Below are 16,294 nucleotides of genomic sequence, written 5' to 3' on the forward strand. Positions count from 1 at the left end.
AAATTTAAAAGTATATGATGAAGAATAAACTTATACTTCTGTTTGCATTGGGACTTTGTACACAAGTGCAGGCACAAGCCCCGCATCTGAGCCGTGAGGCATATCGTGACCGTGTGGAAGCTTACAGCCAGGTGCTGAAACAGCAGCATCTGAAATCAATGGCAAGCACGGACGCACGGAAAATAGCCTTTACAGGATTCCTGCCCAAAGTGGACATCTCCGCCGAGGGAACACTGAACCTGAAAGAGATGGACTCCTGGGACGGACCGGCCGGACAATACCGCAACCACACTTATCAAGGGGTATTCGTCGTGTCGCAGCCACTCTATACAGGCGGTGCCCTGCAAGCCCAGAACCGTATAGCCCAAGCTGACGAAAAACTCGATCAGCTGAGCGAAGAGCTGACACGCGACCAGATTCACTATCAGAGTGATGCCTTTTATTGGAACGCCTCTTCAGCCCGTGCCATGCTCGACGCTTCGGCACAATATCAGGAAATCGTAGAGAAACAATATGAAATCATCCAGGACCGTTTTAAAGACGGCGCTATCAGCCGCACCGACCTGCTGATGATTTCGACACGCCGTAAGGAAGCCGAACTTCAATACATCAGCGCACGCCAGAATTATACACTGGCTCTACAGAAACTCAATATCCTGATGGGAGAAGAACCCAACGCTCCCGTAGACAGCCTTTGCTCCATCGGTGTCGTGTGTCCGCCTGTCACCTTGCTCCCACTGGACGATGTACTGCAACGCCGTGCCGACTTTGCCAGCACAGAAGTCAACATCCAGAAAAGCGAGGCGCAACGCAAGGCAGCCCTGAGCCAGTACAATCCGCAAGTAAGCATGTACGTCACCGGCGGATGGGCCACCGCTTCTCCCAACATGGGATATGACGTGAAGTTTACCCCCATCGTAGGCATGAGCGTAAATATCCCCGTGCTACGCTGGGGAGCCAGGTTCAAGACCAACCGGCAACAGAAAGCCTACACGGGTATACAGAAGTTGCAGCAAAGCTACGTAGTAGACCAGATCAACCAGGAACTGGCTGCCGCACTGACCAAGCTGCAGGAAACGGAAGAGCAGGTGAAGACAGCCAAAGAAAATAAAGAGCTGGCAGAAGAAAACCTGGACCTGATCACCTTCTCCTACAACGAAGGAAAAGCAAATATGGTCGACGTACTCTCGGCACAACTTTCGTGGACACAGGCACATACCAGCCTGATTAATGCTTACCTGGCAGAGAAAATGGCAGTGGCAGAATACAGAAAGGTTATCAGCGAATAAACGAAAGCTCTATTTTATACAGACAGAGGCTCTATTCCGAGTGAATAGAGCCTCTGTTTCGTATATACGCAGCCTCTATTCTGCCAAAAGTTGACTATTCCAACCACATATACACATAGAAAATCAACATTTTATATAAAAACAAGACACAAAATAACATAATATACAACTTTTCATTGTATATTGCAGTCACAAAGTTACTACAAAAAAGAGAAATGCGGAAAGATATAGTGATAGAATTGAGTTACAAGGGTTTCAGTCGTGCTTCCGATTATTCGTGAAGCCATCGCAATCACCGCTGAAGCCAAATCAGGACGCCGCTACGTTACTTGTCCGTAACCATGCACGGAATGGCGACAAACGGACACGGATAACGAAACAAGGCGTTAAGGATTAGTGAGTTACTGACAACTCACGCAACAAATCCGGTTACGGAAAAAGATTGCGCCGTTCCTCCCCGTTTTGCGTACCGGCGACGGACTCTTCACCAACTAATTTTGAACCTAAAAAAATAAGGACGATGAAGAGTACATTTTCAGTAATCTACTACCTCAAACGTCAGGTAGTGAAAAAGGACGGGACAGTACCCGTCATGGGACGCATTACGGTGGACGGCAGCCAAACGCAGTTCAGCTGCAAACTGACCGTCGATCCCAAGCTGTGGGACACCAAAGGGGGACGTGTCACGGGCAGAAGCTCGGCGGCACTCGAAACGAACCGCATGCTCGACAAGATGCGTGTGCGCATCAACAAACACTATCAGGAAATCATGGAGCGTGACAACTTCGTCACGGCGGAGAAGGTCAAGAACGCCTTTCTCGGACTGGAACATCGCTATCACACGCTGATGCAGGTGTTCCGGCAGCACAACGAAGACTACGAGAAACAGGTGGATGCTGGCATGAAAGCCAAAGGCACGCTCCTGAAGTACAGGACCGTTTACAAGCACCTGCAAGAGTTCCTCACCATCCGCTACCGCGTGAAGGACATCGCGCTGAAAGAGCTTACGCCCGCCTTCATCTCCGACTTCGAGATGTTCCTGCGCACGGACAAGCACTGCTGCACCAACACCGTGTGGCTGTATGTCTGCCCCTTGCGGACGATGGTGTTCATCGCCATCAACAACGAGTGGCTCACACGCGACCCATTCCGGGAGTATGAAATCAAGAAGGAGGAAACGACACGCAGTTTCCTGACGAAAGAGGAAATCCGGCTGCTGATGGAGGGCAGGCTGAAAAACGCCAAGCAGGAGCTTTACCGCGACCTCTACCTGTTCTGCGCCTTCACGGGCCTGTCGTTCGCCGACATGCGCAACCTGACGGAAGAGAACATCCATACCTACTTCGACGAACACGAGTGGATAAACATCAACCGCCAGAAGACGGGCGTGGTGTCCAATATCCGCCTGCTCGACATCGCAAAGCGCATCATCGACAAATACCGGGGTCTGTGCGGGAACGGCAGGATTTTCCCCGTTCCCCACTACAACACGTGCCTTGCCGGAATCCGTTCCGTCGCCAAGCGTTGCGGCATCACCAAGCACATCACGTGGCATCAGAGCCGACACACGGCAGCCACGACGGTGTTCCTCTCCAACGGCGTACCCATCGAAACGGTCAGTTCCATGCTGGGACACAAGAGCATAAAAACGACGCAGATATACGCGAAAATCACCAAAGAAAAGCTCAACCAAGACATGGAGAACCTTGCCGCAAGGTTGAACGGCATCGAGGAATTTGCAGGTTGCACCATCTAAAAAGAAAAGCCATGAAACGTGACATAATCATCATAGAGGACAAGGCGGTCAGCGTAACCGGTAACGAGATATGGATGACCTCCACAGAAATCGCCGGACTGTTCCACACGGGCGTCCCGGCAGTGAACGCCGCCATCAGAGCCGTCCGCAAGCCGGACGTGCTGAACGACTACGAGGTGTGTCGCTACATGCGGCTTGAAAACGGGCTTTCAGCCGACGTGTATTCGCTGGAAATCATCATCCCCATCGCCTTCCGGCTGAACACCTACCATGCACACGTGTTCCGCACGTGGCTGGTGGGCAAGGCACTCTCGAAGGAAAAGCGGCAGGCATACGTGATGTTCATACAGAACGGAAAAGCCGGGTATTGCTAAACACGCATAAAAAGAAAAAAGAAAAAGGAAACGGACAGCCCGTATGGAGTTGCCCGTTTCCTTTTTTCATGCAGCCGCCTTATTCCATCGGCTTGCGGTAGTTCGCCTCCAATAGTTCACGCAACCCCGATTCGGGGTAAAGCACCTTCCCTCCCAAAAGTATAAAGGGCAGCACCCTGTTGTTGCGGTACTCCTGCAAGGTGCGGCGGCTGACACGGAGCAGTTCCGCCACCTCCCTGTCCGTCAGGTAACGCTCCCCGTCCAACGGCGGGCGGTAACTTTCCAGAAAGGCGGAGAGCCATTTCGAGCCTTTGCGCATGTTCTGCACGACGGTGGCAAGCGGCTCGTCCTCCATCGTAAACACTTCATTGTTCTCGTTCATCATAACTTCGGATTCAGTGGGTTGTGAATAATAAAAATCAAATCATTTTCCGCCGGGATAGAGCGTGCCGACAAGCGGAATGAGCCTTTTGACCTCCTCCGGCTTGTAATAGAACCTGCGGTTTATCTGCGAGTAGCCGATAAGCCGCCTGTCACGCAAAGTCTGCAACGTGCGCGGGCTGATCCTCAACTGCCCGCAGACCTCCTCGCCCGTGAGCCACCTTTCCATCCGCCCGCCGTCGCTCCTGCGCCTCAGGGCGGCTACCTTCTCCGCGAGGGCGTTGAAGGACGCCACCATCATCTCGAAGGTCTTTTTCTCGATAGATACTATTTCCATAAGCAAAACATTTCAGAGTTTGCCGCAAAGGTAACGAAGCCGCCTTGAACACGTACCGTTTCCCGCTAAAAGGCAGCTTGTTGCGCCGTCTGTCCGGGTTACGGAGCCATTATCCGTAAAAATCTTACGTGAGCCACGTAGTGAGCTGTTAAAGCCCATTTGGTTTATTGCCGAATTTTGTCGCAGAAACATAGCGCAAGCCGAGCGCAGAACGTCAAGCCCGCTTGAACGGTATGCCGAGGCGCAGCCTATGTTCATGCAAATAAACCAAAAGAAAGAACTGAATATGAAAGTGATAACGATGGAAAGTTCCGCCTTCACCGCATTGACGGAACAGATAGCCGAGATAGCGGCACACGTGCGTGCCGTTTCCGGCGGTAGGAAGGAAGAAGCTCCCGACAGGTTGCTCACCACCCGCGAGGCGGCGCACCTGCTGAACGTGAGTTGCCGCACCCTCCAGCGCATGCGCAGCGAACAGCGCATCGCCTATGTCGTGCTGCGCGGCAAGTGCCGCTACCGGCAGTCGGAAATCGACCGCCTGCTCGAAGACAGCACCGTTACGGGCGAAGCCGCGACACCGGAACAGTTGAAACGCAACCACACGCTGCGCACGGGCGGCAGACCCAAAGGAAGGAGGACGTAAGACATGGAACTGCTTACCCGCAACAATTTCGAGAACTGGATGCAGAAGGTGATGGAACGGCTCGACCGTCAGGACGAGATGCTGCTCTCCATGCAGCCGTCCGGCAAAGCCCCGAACCCGATGGACGGGATCAGGCTTTTCGACAACCAAGACCTGTGCATACTGCTCCAGATCAGCAAGCGCACCCTGCAACGCTACCGCAGCATCGGCGCGCTGCCCTACAAGACGCTCGGCAAAAAGACCTATTACAGCGAGGCGGACGTGCTGACGTTCCTCTCCGAACATGTAAAGGATTTCCGCAAGGAAGACATAGCCTTCTACAAGGCTCGTATCCATAATTTCTTTCAAAAATAACCATTAAAACATTTTTCAGATGGCAAAGAAAAAAGACGAAAAGGACGTGCTGGTTGTCCGTGACGAGAAGACGGGCGAAATCAGCGTGGTAGCCGGGCTGAACGCCGACGGCTCCCCCAAGCGTATCCCCGCGAAAGCGGAGAACGCGCAGAGTTTCCTGCAATTCGACCGGCACGGCGACGTGCTGGACAACTTCTTCAGGAACTTCTTCCGGCAGTGCAGGGAACCCAGCCGCTTCGGTTTCTACCGTGTCGCGGCGGACCAAGCCGACAAACTGCTGGAGGTTATCAAGGACTTGCTGAAAGATCCCGACGGCAACAAGGAGATGCTTGCGCCCCACAAGGTGGACACCTCCGGCTACGAAAAGAAAGTACAGGAGGAGCAGTCCGCCGAAAAACAGGAACAACCGGAACAGAAACAAGATGACGAACCTAAAAAACAGGAAGAAATGGAACAGAAAAACGAACAGAATCAGGAAAGTCCTCAGCAGACGCAGGGCAACCGGGGCTACCAGCCCATCGACGAGAGCAAGATCAACTGGCAGAAGTTGGAGGAGAAATGGGGCGTGAAGCGCGACGACCTTGAAAAGTCGGGCGACCTTAACAGGATGCTCAACTACGGCAAGTCCGACTTGGTGAGGGTGTCGCCCAATTTCGGCGGAGAGGCTTTCGAACTGGACGCCCGCCTCTCCTTCAAGAAGGACGGCGAGGGCAACGTCAGCCTTGTGCCGCACTTCATCCGCAAGGAGCAGAAGCTCGACGACTACAAGGAACACAAGTTCTCCGACGATGACCGGAAGAACCTGCGCGAAACGGGCAACCTCGGCAGGGTCGTGGACCTCGTGGACAGGGAAACGGGCGAGATCATCCCCTCGTTCGTCAGCATCGACCGCAAGACGAACGAAATCACGGATGTCTCGGCCAGCAAGGTGCGCATACCGGAACGCATCGGCAAGACGGAAATCACCAAGCAGGAGCAGGACATGCTGCGTGCCGGTCTGCCCGTGCGTGACAAACTCATCGAACGCAAGGACGGCAGGAAGTTCGTCACCACCCTGCAAGTGAACGTGGAGCAGCGCGGCGTGGAGTTCGTGCCGGGAACCGGCAGGTCGCCCCGTGCCGTCCAGACACAGGAAAATAAGGAGAAACAGGCGCAAGGTACGGAAAACACAGCCAACACGAACAAGGAGCAACGCCGCAACACGTGGACGAACGCCGACGGCAGCATCCGCCCCATCAGCAAATGGAGCGGCGTGGACTTCACCGAGCAGCAGAAAGCCGACTACGTGGCGGGCAAAGCCGTGAAACTGGAGAACGTGACCGACAAGCAGGGCTTCCACGCCACGATGTACATCAAGTTCAACCCGGAGAAGGGACGCCCGTACCGCTACGACACCAACCCCGACAACGCGCAGAAGGTCGCGCCTTCCAACGAGAGCCGCACGCAGGTGGCGGTGAACAGCGAGGGCAAGACCAACGAGGCTACCAAGAACCTGAAGGAGCCGTTGCGGAAGGGACAGACCGCCCCGAAGGACACCGCGCAGCAACAGCAGCAGGAGAAGCCGCAAAAAAGAAACAATAAGGGCATGAAGATGTAATCCGGTGTCCGCCACTAAATCCGAAGTAACATTTGTAAAATTCAAAACGACAGAAGAATATGAAGACAATCATTGCAGAAAAGCCGTCTGTGGCACGTGAGATCGCCCGTATCGTGGGCGCGACAAAGAGAGAGGAAGGATATTTCGAGGGAGGCGGCTACGCCGTGACTTGGGCGTTCGGACATCTCGTACAGCTTGCCATGCCCGACGGCTACGGCATACGCGGCTTCGTCCGTGACAACCTGCCCGTCATCCCCGACACCTTCACGCTCGTCCCCCGTCAGGTAAAGACGGAGAAGGGCTACAAGCCCGACAGCGGCGTGGTGACGCAGATCAAGACCGTCACCCGGCTATTCAAGGAAAGTGAACAGATCATCGTGGCGACCGATGCCGGACGCGAGGGTGAGCTTATTTTCCGCTACCTCTACCATTACACCGGATGCGCCACCCCGTTCGTCCGCCTCTGGATAAGCTCGCTTACCGACAAGGCTATCCGCGAGGGACTGCGCAACCTTGAAGCGGGCGGCAAATACGACGACCTCTATCTTGCCGCCAAAGCGCGGAGCGAATCGGACTGGCTCGTGGGCATCAACGGCACGCAGGCACTCTCCATCGCCGCCGGACACGGCACTTACTCCGTCGGGCGGGTGCAGACACCTACATTGGCGATGGTGTGCGCACGCTACTGGGAGAACCGCCGCTTCACGCCCGAAGCCTTCTGGCAGCTCCATATCGCAACGGACGGCTGCGACGAAGGAACTGTGAAGTTTTCCTCTTCCGAAAAATGGAAAGAGAAAGAGCCCGCGACGGAACTGTATAATAAGGTGAAGTCGGCAGGCACAGCCACCGTCACGAAAGCCGAACGCAAGGAGAAGACGGAGGAAACACCGCTCCTGTACGACCTGACCACGCTCCAGAAGGAAGCCAACACCAAGCACGGCTTCACGGCGGAACAGACGCTTGAAATCGCGCAGAAGCTCTACGAGAAGAAGCTCATCACCTATCCGAGAACCGGAAGCCGCTACATCCCCGAAGACGTGTTCGCCGAAATCCCCAAGCTGCTCGCCTTCATCGGGGCTTTGCCCGAATGGAAAGGCAAGGTGCAGCCGAAAGCCGTCCCGACACGCAGAAGCGTGGACGGTAGCAAGGTGACGGACCACCACGCCCTGCTCGTCACGGGAGAGAAACCGCTGTTCCTCTCCAAAGAAGACAACACCGTCTATCAGATGGTTGCCGGGCGCATGATCGAGGCGTTCTCCGAGAAATGCGTCAAGGACACCGCTACCGTCACGGCGGAGTGTGCCGGAGTGGAGTTCACGGTGAAAGGCAGCGTCATCAGGCAAGCCGGATGGCGTGCCGTATATGGTGAGGAGGACAAGGAAGAAACCGCCATCCCCGGCTGGCGGGAAGGCGACACGCTGACGTTGAAAGGCTGTTCCATCACGGAGGGAAAGACCAAACCCAAGCCGTTGCATACCGAAGCAACCTTGCTCTCGGCTATGGAAACGGCGGGCAAGGACATAGAGGACGACGCACTCCGTCAGGCTTTGAAGGACTGCGGCATCGGCACGCCCGCCACCCGTGCCGCCATCATCGAAACGCTCTTCAAGCGCGGCTACATGGAACGCTGCAAGAAATCGCTTGTGCCGACAGAAAAAGGGCTTGCCCTTTACTCTGTCGTGAAGACGATGCGCATCGCCGACGTCGCCATGACGGGCGAATGGGAGAAGAATCTGGCACGCATCGAGCGCGGGGAGCTGCCCGCCGACACCTTCTGCAAGGAGATAGAGGCGTACACAAAGGAGATTACCTCCGAACTGCTCTCGTGCGACAAGCTGTTCGCCCGCAGGGATTCCGGCTGCAAGTGTCCCAAGTGCGGAACGGGCAGTATGCAGTTCTACGGCAAGGTCGTCCGCTGCGACAACGCGGACTGCGGGCTACCCGTGTTCCGCCTGAAGGCGAACCGCACCCTTTCCGATGACGAGATCAAAGAGCTGCTCACCGATGGGCATACGAAGCCGCTCAAAGGCTTCAAGAGCAAGCAGGGCAAGAGCTTCGACGCCATAGTCGCCTTTGACGGGGACTATAACACGACTTTCGTGTTCCCCGAAAGGAAAACGAGCAGGAAATTTTCAGGACGGAAGAAATAGTATTAACTTTGCCACTTGTTCAGAGTAATGAATTGTTCTTCGATACCGGATTACACTCATACTTTGGATTTAGTGGTGGCACTCGGAGGGATACCGAGTGCCTTTTCATTCTCCTTTTCAGACGATTATCCCCATCATTATCAACCCACTAAATTCCAAAGTAATGAACAACAAGAAGAAAAACGAAGGTCAGACCGACTTTTCCTATTACGGTCTGTACCTGCTGGACTATCTCCGCACGAACAGGTTTGAACAGGCTTCCGACGATGCCTTCATCCGGGAACGTGCCGACCGTGCCGCCGAAACGTATGAGCGTGCGCGGCTCGAAGGCTATCCGTCCGAGGGGGCGCAGGAGTTGGCGATGGACACGCTCCTGCGTGGTCTTCGCTATTCCAAGTACGCCATCCTCCGCGAAGTCGTGGAAAACGAGTTTGCCGACGAAGTGCCGGAAAAGAAACGCGAAGCCTTCATCCGAAAGCTGCTGCCGCCTGTCGGCAACGTATTCTCCGCCTATGATCTTTCGGACGACAACTTCGCCCTGTCGCCCGAATACGACCTGCTCTACACGGAGCTGACGGGAGCCGTCGTCCTTTATATCGGGGAATATGGCGTTTAACCGCAAACAACGGCTGCGGGACAACATCGAGGCGATACGGACGGCATTCATCCTTGACAGGGAACGGAGGACGGCAACCGCCGAGGAACAAGCCATACTTCGGAAGTATTGCGGTTTCGGCGGGTTGAAGTGCATACTGAACCCGGCAAAGGAACTGACGGATGCCGTGCATTGGGCGAAATCGGACCTCGAACTGTTTGCCCCTACGGTGGAACTGCACAGGCTGGTGCGTGAAAACAGCAAGGACGATACGGAGTACAAGCGGTACGCGGATGCCATGAAGCAGTCCGTGCTGACCGCATTCTACACACCGCCGGAGATAACCGGCACGATTGCGGAGGCTCTGCATGAACACGGCATACGTCCCGACCGTGTGTTGGAGCCGTCGGCGGGCGTGGGCGCATTCGTGGATGCCGTGCTGGAAAACAAGCCGGACGCGGACATCATGGCTTTCGAGAAAGACCTGATGACGGGCAAGATATTGGGACACCTGCATCCCGACCAAAAGGTAAGGGTGCAGGGATTCGAGAAGATAGAGAAGCCCTTCACGGATTATTTCGACCTTGCCATCTCGAACATCCCGTTCGGCGACGTGGCTGTGTTCGACCCGGAGTTTACAGGAAGCCAAGACCCGGCAAGGCGTTCCGCACCGAAGGCAATACACAACTACTTCTTCCTGAAAAGCCTTGACGCTGTGCGTGAGGGCGGCATCGTGGCGTTCATCACCTCGCAGGGGGTGCTGGACGCACCGTCCAACGCACCCATACGCGAGTATATGATGCGTAATGCCAATCTGGTGGGTGTCGCACGCCTGCCGAACAATCTCTTCACGGACAACGCGGGTACGGAGGTGGGCAGCGACCTGATTATCCTGCAAAAGAACAGCGGAAAGAACGGGGAACTGTACTACAACGAGAAACTTTTCATGCAGACCGAACAGACGCCCATCGGCACTTCGGTGAACGGGTATGTATGGAGCATCAGCTCTCTTTCCAATACGGATTTAATCAGAGGCACAGACCCTTACGGGAAACCTGCCTATCAACTCCTGCACCGGGGCGGCATCGGGCAAATGGCGGAGGACTTGCGGGAACATCTGAAAATCGAGTTGCATCAGTTTGACAAAGAACTGTATGAAATGTACAGCCTGCATCCGGCACAGGGGAAAAGCACGGTTACGGAAACCATTTCCATACCAGTTGTCACTCCTGAGATACAGCCACGTAATGAAATGGCAGCCAAGCCCGAAGCGGTAACACCGCAGCCGGAGGAAGAAAAGCCGGAGATAGAGCCGCACCGTCCCGATTATTCGGAGGGCGTGCAGCTCTCCCTGCTCGACCTCTGGGGCATGACCGAGGAGGTACGCAAGCAGGAAGCACCCTCCAAGAAGAAAAAGACGGCGAAAAAGGAAAGCCCGGCAAGACGTATGCCTCCCAAACCGCAGGCGCAGGTTACGCCGAAGGTTACGACCGCACCGCCACAGCCGTCTGCCGCACCACCGACGGAGAACAGGGACAGCCAAGAAACAAAGCCGGTGAGTGTCGCAGCCAAAGCCGATCCGGATGATATTTACGCCACTTTGGATTGGGATACCAACCCGCCCATCAACGGCTTCTATGAAATGATGATGGACCTCACGCCGGAGCGACGCAAGGAGCTTCGCAGGCTGGCGGCACAGCATCAGGAGAAACGGCAGCATGTCCCGGACGTGAAAGCCGCACCGGAGCAGGAAACACGGCAACCCGAAACGCAGCCGGAAGTTGCCGCCACTCCTGCCGCTCACGCAACGGAAACGGCTGCAACCTCCCTTTTCCCCGAAATGGAAGCGGAAAAACCGGAGGAGGAACCTCTCGACCTTTCTCCCCGTCCGTTCAACGGCATGCTGGAGCCGCACTATCGTGACGGCTCTATGGTACTGGATGCTTCACGCAATCTCGGTTATTTGAAAGACCTCACGCCTTACGGCGCGACATTCCAACCGCTTGACCTGACTGGCTACCAGAAGGAGAAAGCGATGTTGTATGTGTCACTCCGTGATTCATACGAGCGGCTTTACCGCTACGAGGCGGAGTATCACGATGAAGGGTCTGCACAACGCATAGCGTTGAACACCTGCTACGATGAGTTTGTCATGCGCTACGGCAACCTCAATGCCAAGCAGAACGTGAAACTGTTGATGATGGATGCCGCCGGGCGCGACATCCTTTCGTTGGAACGTGCGGAAGACGGCAGGTTCGTCAAGGCGGACATCTTCGAGCGTCCCGTTTCCTTCTCGGTGGAGAGCCATGCCAACGTAAGCTCTCCCGAAGAGGCACTCTCCGCATCGCTCAACAAGTTCGGCACGGTCAATCTCGACTATATGCGGGAGATAACCGACAGCACGGAAGAGGGATTGCTTGACGCCCTCAAAGGACGCATCTTCTACAACCCGCTCGTAACCGGTTACGAGATAAAGGACAGGTTCATCGCCGGGAACGTGATAGAGAAGGCGGAGCGCATCAAGGCATGGATGGGTGACAACCCAGAAAACGGGCGTATGCCGGAAGTGAAGCAGGCGTTGTTGGCTCTGAAAGAAGCCGAGCCGCCGCGCATCGCCTTCGAGGACCTCGACTTCAATTTCGGGGAACGCTGGATTCCGACGGGCGTGTACGCCGCCTACATGAGCCATCTTTTCGACACGGACGTGAAAATCGCCTACTCCGCAAGCATGGACGAGTATTCGGTGGCGTGCGGCTACCGCACCATGAAAATCACGGACGAGTTTTTAGTGAAGGGCTATTACCGGAACTATGACGGTATGCACCTGTTGAAACACGCCCTGCACAACACCTGCCCCGACATGATGAAGTCCATCGGCAAGGATGAGCATGGCAATGACATCAAGGTGCGCGACAGCGAGGGCATACAGCTCGCCAACGCCAAGATTGACGAAATCCGTAACGGGTTCTCGGAATGGCTGGAAGAGCAGTCGCCGCAGTTCAAGGAACGGCTGACGACAATGTACAACCGCAAGTTCAACTGTTTCGTGCGACCGAAGTATGACGGTTCGCACCAGACGTTTCCCGACCTCAATCTGAAAGGATTGGCAAGCCGGGGTATTCAAAGCGTTTATCCGTCGCAGAAGGATTGCGTCTGGATGATAAAACAGAACGGAGGCGGGATCTGTGACCACGAAGTTGGAACAGGTAAAACACTGATAATGTGTATTGCAGCGCATGAAATGAAGCGTCTGAACTTGGCGCACAAGCCGATGATTATCGGCTTGAAGGCGAACGTGGCGGAGATAGTAGCCACTTATCAGGCGGCATATCCTAATGCGAGGATTCTCTACGCTTCGGAAAAGGATTTCTCGACTGCCAACCGCGTGCGTTTTTTCAACAACATCAAGAACAACGACTACGATTGCGTCATCATGTCGCACGACCAGTTCGGCAAGATACCACAGTCGCCGGAGTTGCAACAGCGCATCCTGCAAGCGGAGCTTGACACGGTGGAGGAAAACCTTGAAGTGCTGCGGCAGCAGGGCAAGAACGTGTCGCGGGCGATGCTGAAAGGATTGGAGAAACGCAAGCACAACCTTGTGGCGAAGTTGGAGAAAGTGGAACACGCCATCAAATCCCGCACGGATGACGTAGTGGACTTCAAGCAGATGGGCATCGACCACATCTTCATTGACGAGAGCCACCAATTCAAGAACTTGACTTTCAACACCCGGCATGACCGTGTGGCGGGGTTGGGAAACTCGGAAGGAAGCCAGAAAGCCCTGAATATGCTTTTTGCCATACGAACTATACAGGAGCGCACGGACAAGGACTTGGGGGCTACGTTCCTGTCCGGCACAACCATTTCCAACAGTCTGACGGAATTGTACCTGCTCTTCAAGTATCTGCGTCCGAAGGAATTGGAAAGGCAGGATATCCGATGCTTCGACGCATGGGCGGCAATTTTCGCCAAAAAGACAACCGACTTCGAGTTCAACGTGACGAACAATGTGGTTCAGAAGGAGCGTTTCCGATATTTCATCAAAGTGCCGGAGCTTGCCGCCTTCTACAACGAGATTACCGATTACCGCACGGCGGAGGACGTGGGTGTGGATCGTCCGCGTAAGAACGAGATACTGCATCACATACCTCCCACGCCCGACCAAGAGTATTTCATCAAACAGCTGATGCAGTTCGCCAAGACGGGTGACGCCACGCTGCTGGGCAGACCGCCCCTGTCGGAAACGGAGGAGAAGGCGAAGATGCTTATCGCCACCGATTACGCGCGGAAGATGGCTCTCGACATGCGCATGATAGACCCGCATTATGAGGACCACCCCGACAACAAGGCTTCCCACTGCGCCAAGACGATTGCGGAGTATTACCACAAATACGACGCGCAGAAAGGCACGCAGTTCGTGTTCTCGGATCTGGGAACATACCAGCCGGGCGACGGATGGAACGTGTACAGCGAGATAAAGCGGAAGCTGACGGAGGACTACGGCATCCCGGCAAGCGAGGTGCGCTTCATTCAGGAGTGCAAGACCGACAAGGCACGCAAGGGGGTGATAGACGCCATGAACGCCGGAACGGTGCGCGTGCTGTTCGGTTCCACTTCCATGCTCGGAACGGGTGTGAACGCGCAGAAACGGTGTGTCGCAATCCATCATTTGGATACGCCGTGGCGTCCATCCGACCTGCAACAGCGTGACGGACGCGGAGTTAGGGCGGGCAACGAGATTGCCAAGCGTTTTGCCGGGAACAATGTGGATGTCATCATCTACGCGGTGGAAAAGTCGTTGGACAGCTACAAGTTCAACCTGCTGCACTGCAAGCAGACGTTCATCTCGCAGCTCAAAAGCGGGGCGATGGGCGCACGTACCATCGATGAGGGGGCTATGGACGAGAAATCGGGCATGAACTTCTCGGAGTACATGGCGTTGCTCTCCGGCAATACCGACCTTTTGGACAAGGCGAAACTGGAGAAGCGTATCGCATCGCTTGAAGGGGAACGCAAGTCGTTCAACAAGGGCAAGCGCGATTCGGAGTTCAAGCTGGAAGCCAAGACGGGGGAACTGCGCAACAACACGGCTGTCATCGAAGCCATGACGGAGGACTGGAACCGTTTTCTTTCCGTTGTGCAGACTGATAAGGAAGGTAGTCGCCTTAATATTGTCAAGGTGGACGGCGTGGATTCAACCGACGAAAAAGTTATTGGAAAGCGTTTGCAGGAGATAGCCAAGAACGCCACGACGGGCGGTTTGTACAAGCCTGTCGGGGAGATTTACGGTTTCCCGATAATGGTGGTCAGCGAGAGGATACTCAAAGAGGGGCTGGAATTTACCGACAATCGCTTCGTGGTGGAAGGGAATTACAAATACACCTATAACAACGGGCATCTGGCGATGGCTGACCCGGTAGCCGCCGCACGTAATTTCCTGAATGCATTGGAGAGGATTCCGTCCATCATCGACCAGTATAAGGCGAAGAACGAGGTGCTGGAAAAGGAGGTTCCGCAGTTGCAGGAGATAGCGGGCAAGGTGTGGAAGAAAGAGGACGAACTGAAACAGTTGAAGTCCGAACTTGCCGCGCTTGACCGCAAGATACAGTTGGAGCTTGCGCCGCCCGCGCAGGAAGTCACCGAAAAAGAAAAGAACGGGCAGGAGATCAAGCCAGATGCGGAAGGTGTACGGAGCATATCGCCACAACAAACCGATGATGTCCCGCAGATTCGCAGCCCGATGGATAAACGAAGTCCGTCTGGCAATTTCATTGCCAATCATATCATTATCGGGCGTCCGGGTTTTCAGTTTAAGGATGAAAACCGATCGAAAGGGATAAAAATTTAAAATTATGAATTTTATATAAAATATTAATAGGGGCTATCCAAAAGGTCTAAAAGTAAATCTTATCCCCTCTGCAAGTATCTGTAGAAGAGTGATTGCAAGAATTTCTTTCTTTTTGGGCAGCCTCTATTAAATTTATTTATTCTTTCTTGATTTATGTTTATAAACATTATACCAAAAACATTCCAACTAACCTTGTTTATGTTTTGTCAGCCACCATTTGCACAACCATATTTGACTCCCAAAGAGAGTGAATTCGATAAGATAACTTGCTGCATACCCACAATAAGGGGCTAAATAGAATACGAATGGGAAATAGATAACAGTACCGACAACAGATTGCGTTATGTAGTTGGTTAAACTCATTTTACCATAAAGCTGTAATGTGGAAACCGCTTTTTTGACACGTTCCTTATGACACAATAATATGAACGAGAATATTTCTACAGAATCATCAGTAAAACAGAAAAAAATACTAATTTTGTTTTTGATGATCATTTCAAAAGGAATTAGAAAAAATGTCTAATTCTAACTTATAGAGGAAAAAGCAACAATTAAATATTAAAGAATAAAAGATACGAAAAATATGACGCCAAAAGAGATACTACAAGAATGGATTGACTGCTTCAACGCCGCCGATGCAGTCGCTTTGGCAAACTTATACGCTCAGGATGCCATAAACCATCAAGTCGCAAACACCCCGGTTATAGGAAAAACAGCTATCCATAAAATGTTTGTAAATGAATTTGCAACCTCAAAAATGGTTTGTATTGTTGAGCATATATTCGAGGATGGAGAATGGGCTATCATGGAATGGAAAGATCCGCTCGGGTTGCGAGGATGCGGATTCTTCCATGTGCAAAACGATAAAATCGTTTTCCAAAGAGGTTATTGGGATAAGCTCAGCTTTCTCAAACAGCACGGTTTAACCGTAGAGAATAGTGATAAAAATCCAAACACATAACACCGT

Annotated in this window: 12 protein-coding genes and 1 pseudogene; 10 read left to right on the plus strand and 3 right to left on the minus strand. The window is 53.7% G+C overall.

All coding sequences use genetic code 11. The features are described 5' to 3' along the window. Positions 1 to 14 precede the first annotated feature (14 nt). The 3 genes from DBK98_RS19705 to DBK98_RS19715 all read left to right on the plus strand — a co-directional run bounded on the left by DBK98_RS19705 (position 15) and on the right by DBK98_RS19715 (position 3,419). Positions 15 to 1,289 carry a TolC family protein gene (locus DBK98_RS19705; protein WP_032530678.1) on the plus strand — a complete coding sequence of 425 codons (1,275 nt, stop codon included), beginning with the start codon at positions 15 to 17 and terminating at the stop codon, positions 1,287 to 1,289. 520 nt (positions 1,290 to 1,809) lie between these two features. Continuing rightward, entirely contained in the window at positions 1,810 to 3,045 is a 1,236-nt protein-coding gene (locus DBK98_RS19710; RefSeq protein WP_008645569.1) for a site-specific integrase, read from the plus strand. An 11-nt stretch (positions 3,046 to 3,056) separates the two neighbouring features. After that, positions 3,057 to 3,419 carry a hypothetical protein gene (locus DBK98_RS19715; RefSeq protein ID WP_008645570.1) on the plus strand — a complete coding sequence of 121 codons (363 nt, stop codon included), beginning with the start codon at positions 3,057 to 3,059 and terminating at the stop codon, positions 3,417 to 3,419. Positions 3,420 to 3,498: 79 nt separating this feature from the next. Here DBK98_RS19715 and DBK98_RS19720 read toward each other — a convergent pair whose 3' ends face one another. Both DBK98_RS19720 and DBK98_RS19725 read right to left on the minus strand, forming a co-directional pair. Next, the gene (locus tag DBK98_RS19720) at positions 3,499 to 3,804 is read right to left on the minus strand and encodes a helix-turn-helix domain-containing protein (protein ID WP_008645571.1); all 306 of its coding nucleotides are present in this window, start codon (positions 3,802 to 3,804) and stop codon (positions 3,499 to 3,501) included. Between the two features lie 39 nt (positions 3,805 to 3,843). Continuing rightward, the gene (locus DBK98_RS19725) at positions 3,844 to 4,137 is read right to left on the minus strand and encodes a helix-turn-helix domain-containing protein (protein ID WP_032535412.1); all 294 of its coding nucleotides are present in this window, start codon (positions 4,135 to 4,137) and stop codon (positions 3,844 to 3,846) included. Positions 4,138 to 4,387: 250 nt separating this feature from the next. On the opposite strand from DBK98_RS19725, the gene DBK98_RS19730 reads away from it, so the two are divergent. The 6 genes from DBK98_RS19730 (at position 4,388) to DBK98_RS19755 (ending at position 15,327) form a co-directional block, all read left to right on the plus strand. Then, a complete protein-coding gene (locus DBK98_RS19730) occupies positions 4,388 to 4,780 on the plus strand; it encodes a helix-turn-helix domain-containing protein (protein ID WP_008655856.1) in 393 nt (130 codons plus the stop codon). Between the two features lie 3 nt (positions 4,781 to 4,783). Then, the gene (locus DBK98_RS19735; protein ID WP_008655857.1) at positions 4,784 to 5,134 is read left to right on the plus strand and encodes a helix-turn-helix domain-containing protein; all 351 of its coding nucleotides are present in this window, start codon (positions 4,784 to 4,786) and stop codon (positions 5,132 to 5,134) included. 19 nt (positions 5,135 to 5,153) lie between these two features. Beyond that, positions 5,154 to 6,731 carry a DUF4099 domain-containing protein gene (locus tag DBK98_RS19740; protein WP_008645573.1) on the plus strand — a complete coding sequence of 526 codons (1,578 nt, stop codon included), beginning with the start codon at positions 5,154 to 5,156 and terminating at the stop codon, positions 6,729 to 6,731. Between the two features lie 59 nt (positions 6,732 to 6,790). Beyond that, positions 6,791 to 8,881 carry a type IA DNA topoisomerase gene (locus DBK98_RS19745; protein ID WP_008645574.1) on the plus strand — a complete coding sequence of 697 codons (2,091 nt, stop codon included), beginning with the start codon at positions 6,791 to 6,793 and terminating at the stop codon, positions 8,879 to 8,881. A 163-nt stretch (positions 8,882 to 9,044) separates the two neighbouring features. Beyond that, positions 9,045 to 9,497: a DUF1896 domain-containing protein gene (locus DBK98_RS19750; protein ID WP_008645575.1), complete on the plus strand. Its 453-nt coding sequence runs from the start codon at positions 9,045 to 9,047 to the stop codon at positions 9,495 to 9,497. Beyond that, entirely contained in the window at positions 9,487 to 15,327 is a 5,841-nt protein-coding gene (locus DBK98_RS19755; protein WP_008655861.1) for an N-6 DNA methylase, read from the plus strand. Before DBK98_RS19750 ends, DBK98_RS19755 begins: the two co-directional genes overlap by 11 nt. Positions 15,328 to 15,513: 186 nt before the next feature. Here DBK98_RS19755 and DBK98_RS19760 read toward each other — a convergent pair. Beyond that, a pseudogene (locus DBK98_RS19760) lies at positions 15,514 to 15,792 on the minus strand (DUF418 domain-containing protein); the annotation flags it as partial. Positions 15,793 to 15,910: 118 nt separating this feature from the next. On the opposite strand from DBK98_RS19760, the gene DBK98_RS19765 reads away from it, so the two are divergent. Then, the gene (locus DBK98_RS19765; protein WP_007366528.1) at positions 15,911 to 16,288 is read left to right on the plus strand and encodes a nuclear transport factor 2 family protein; all 378 of its coding nucleotides are present in this window, start codon (positions 15,911 to 15,913) and stop codon (positions 16,286 to 16,288) included. Positions 16,289 to 16,294 lie beyond the last annotated feature (6 nt).

The organism is Bacteroides sp. PHL 2737 (assembly GCF_004115325.2).
Lineage (GTDB): Bacteria > Bacteroidota > Bacteroidia > Bacteroidales > Bacteroidaceae > Bacteroides > Bacteroides hominis.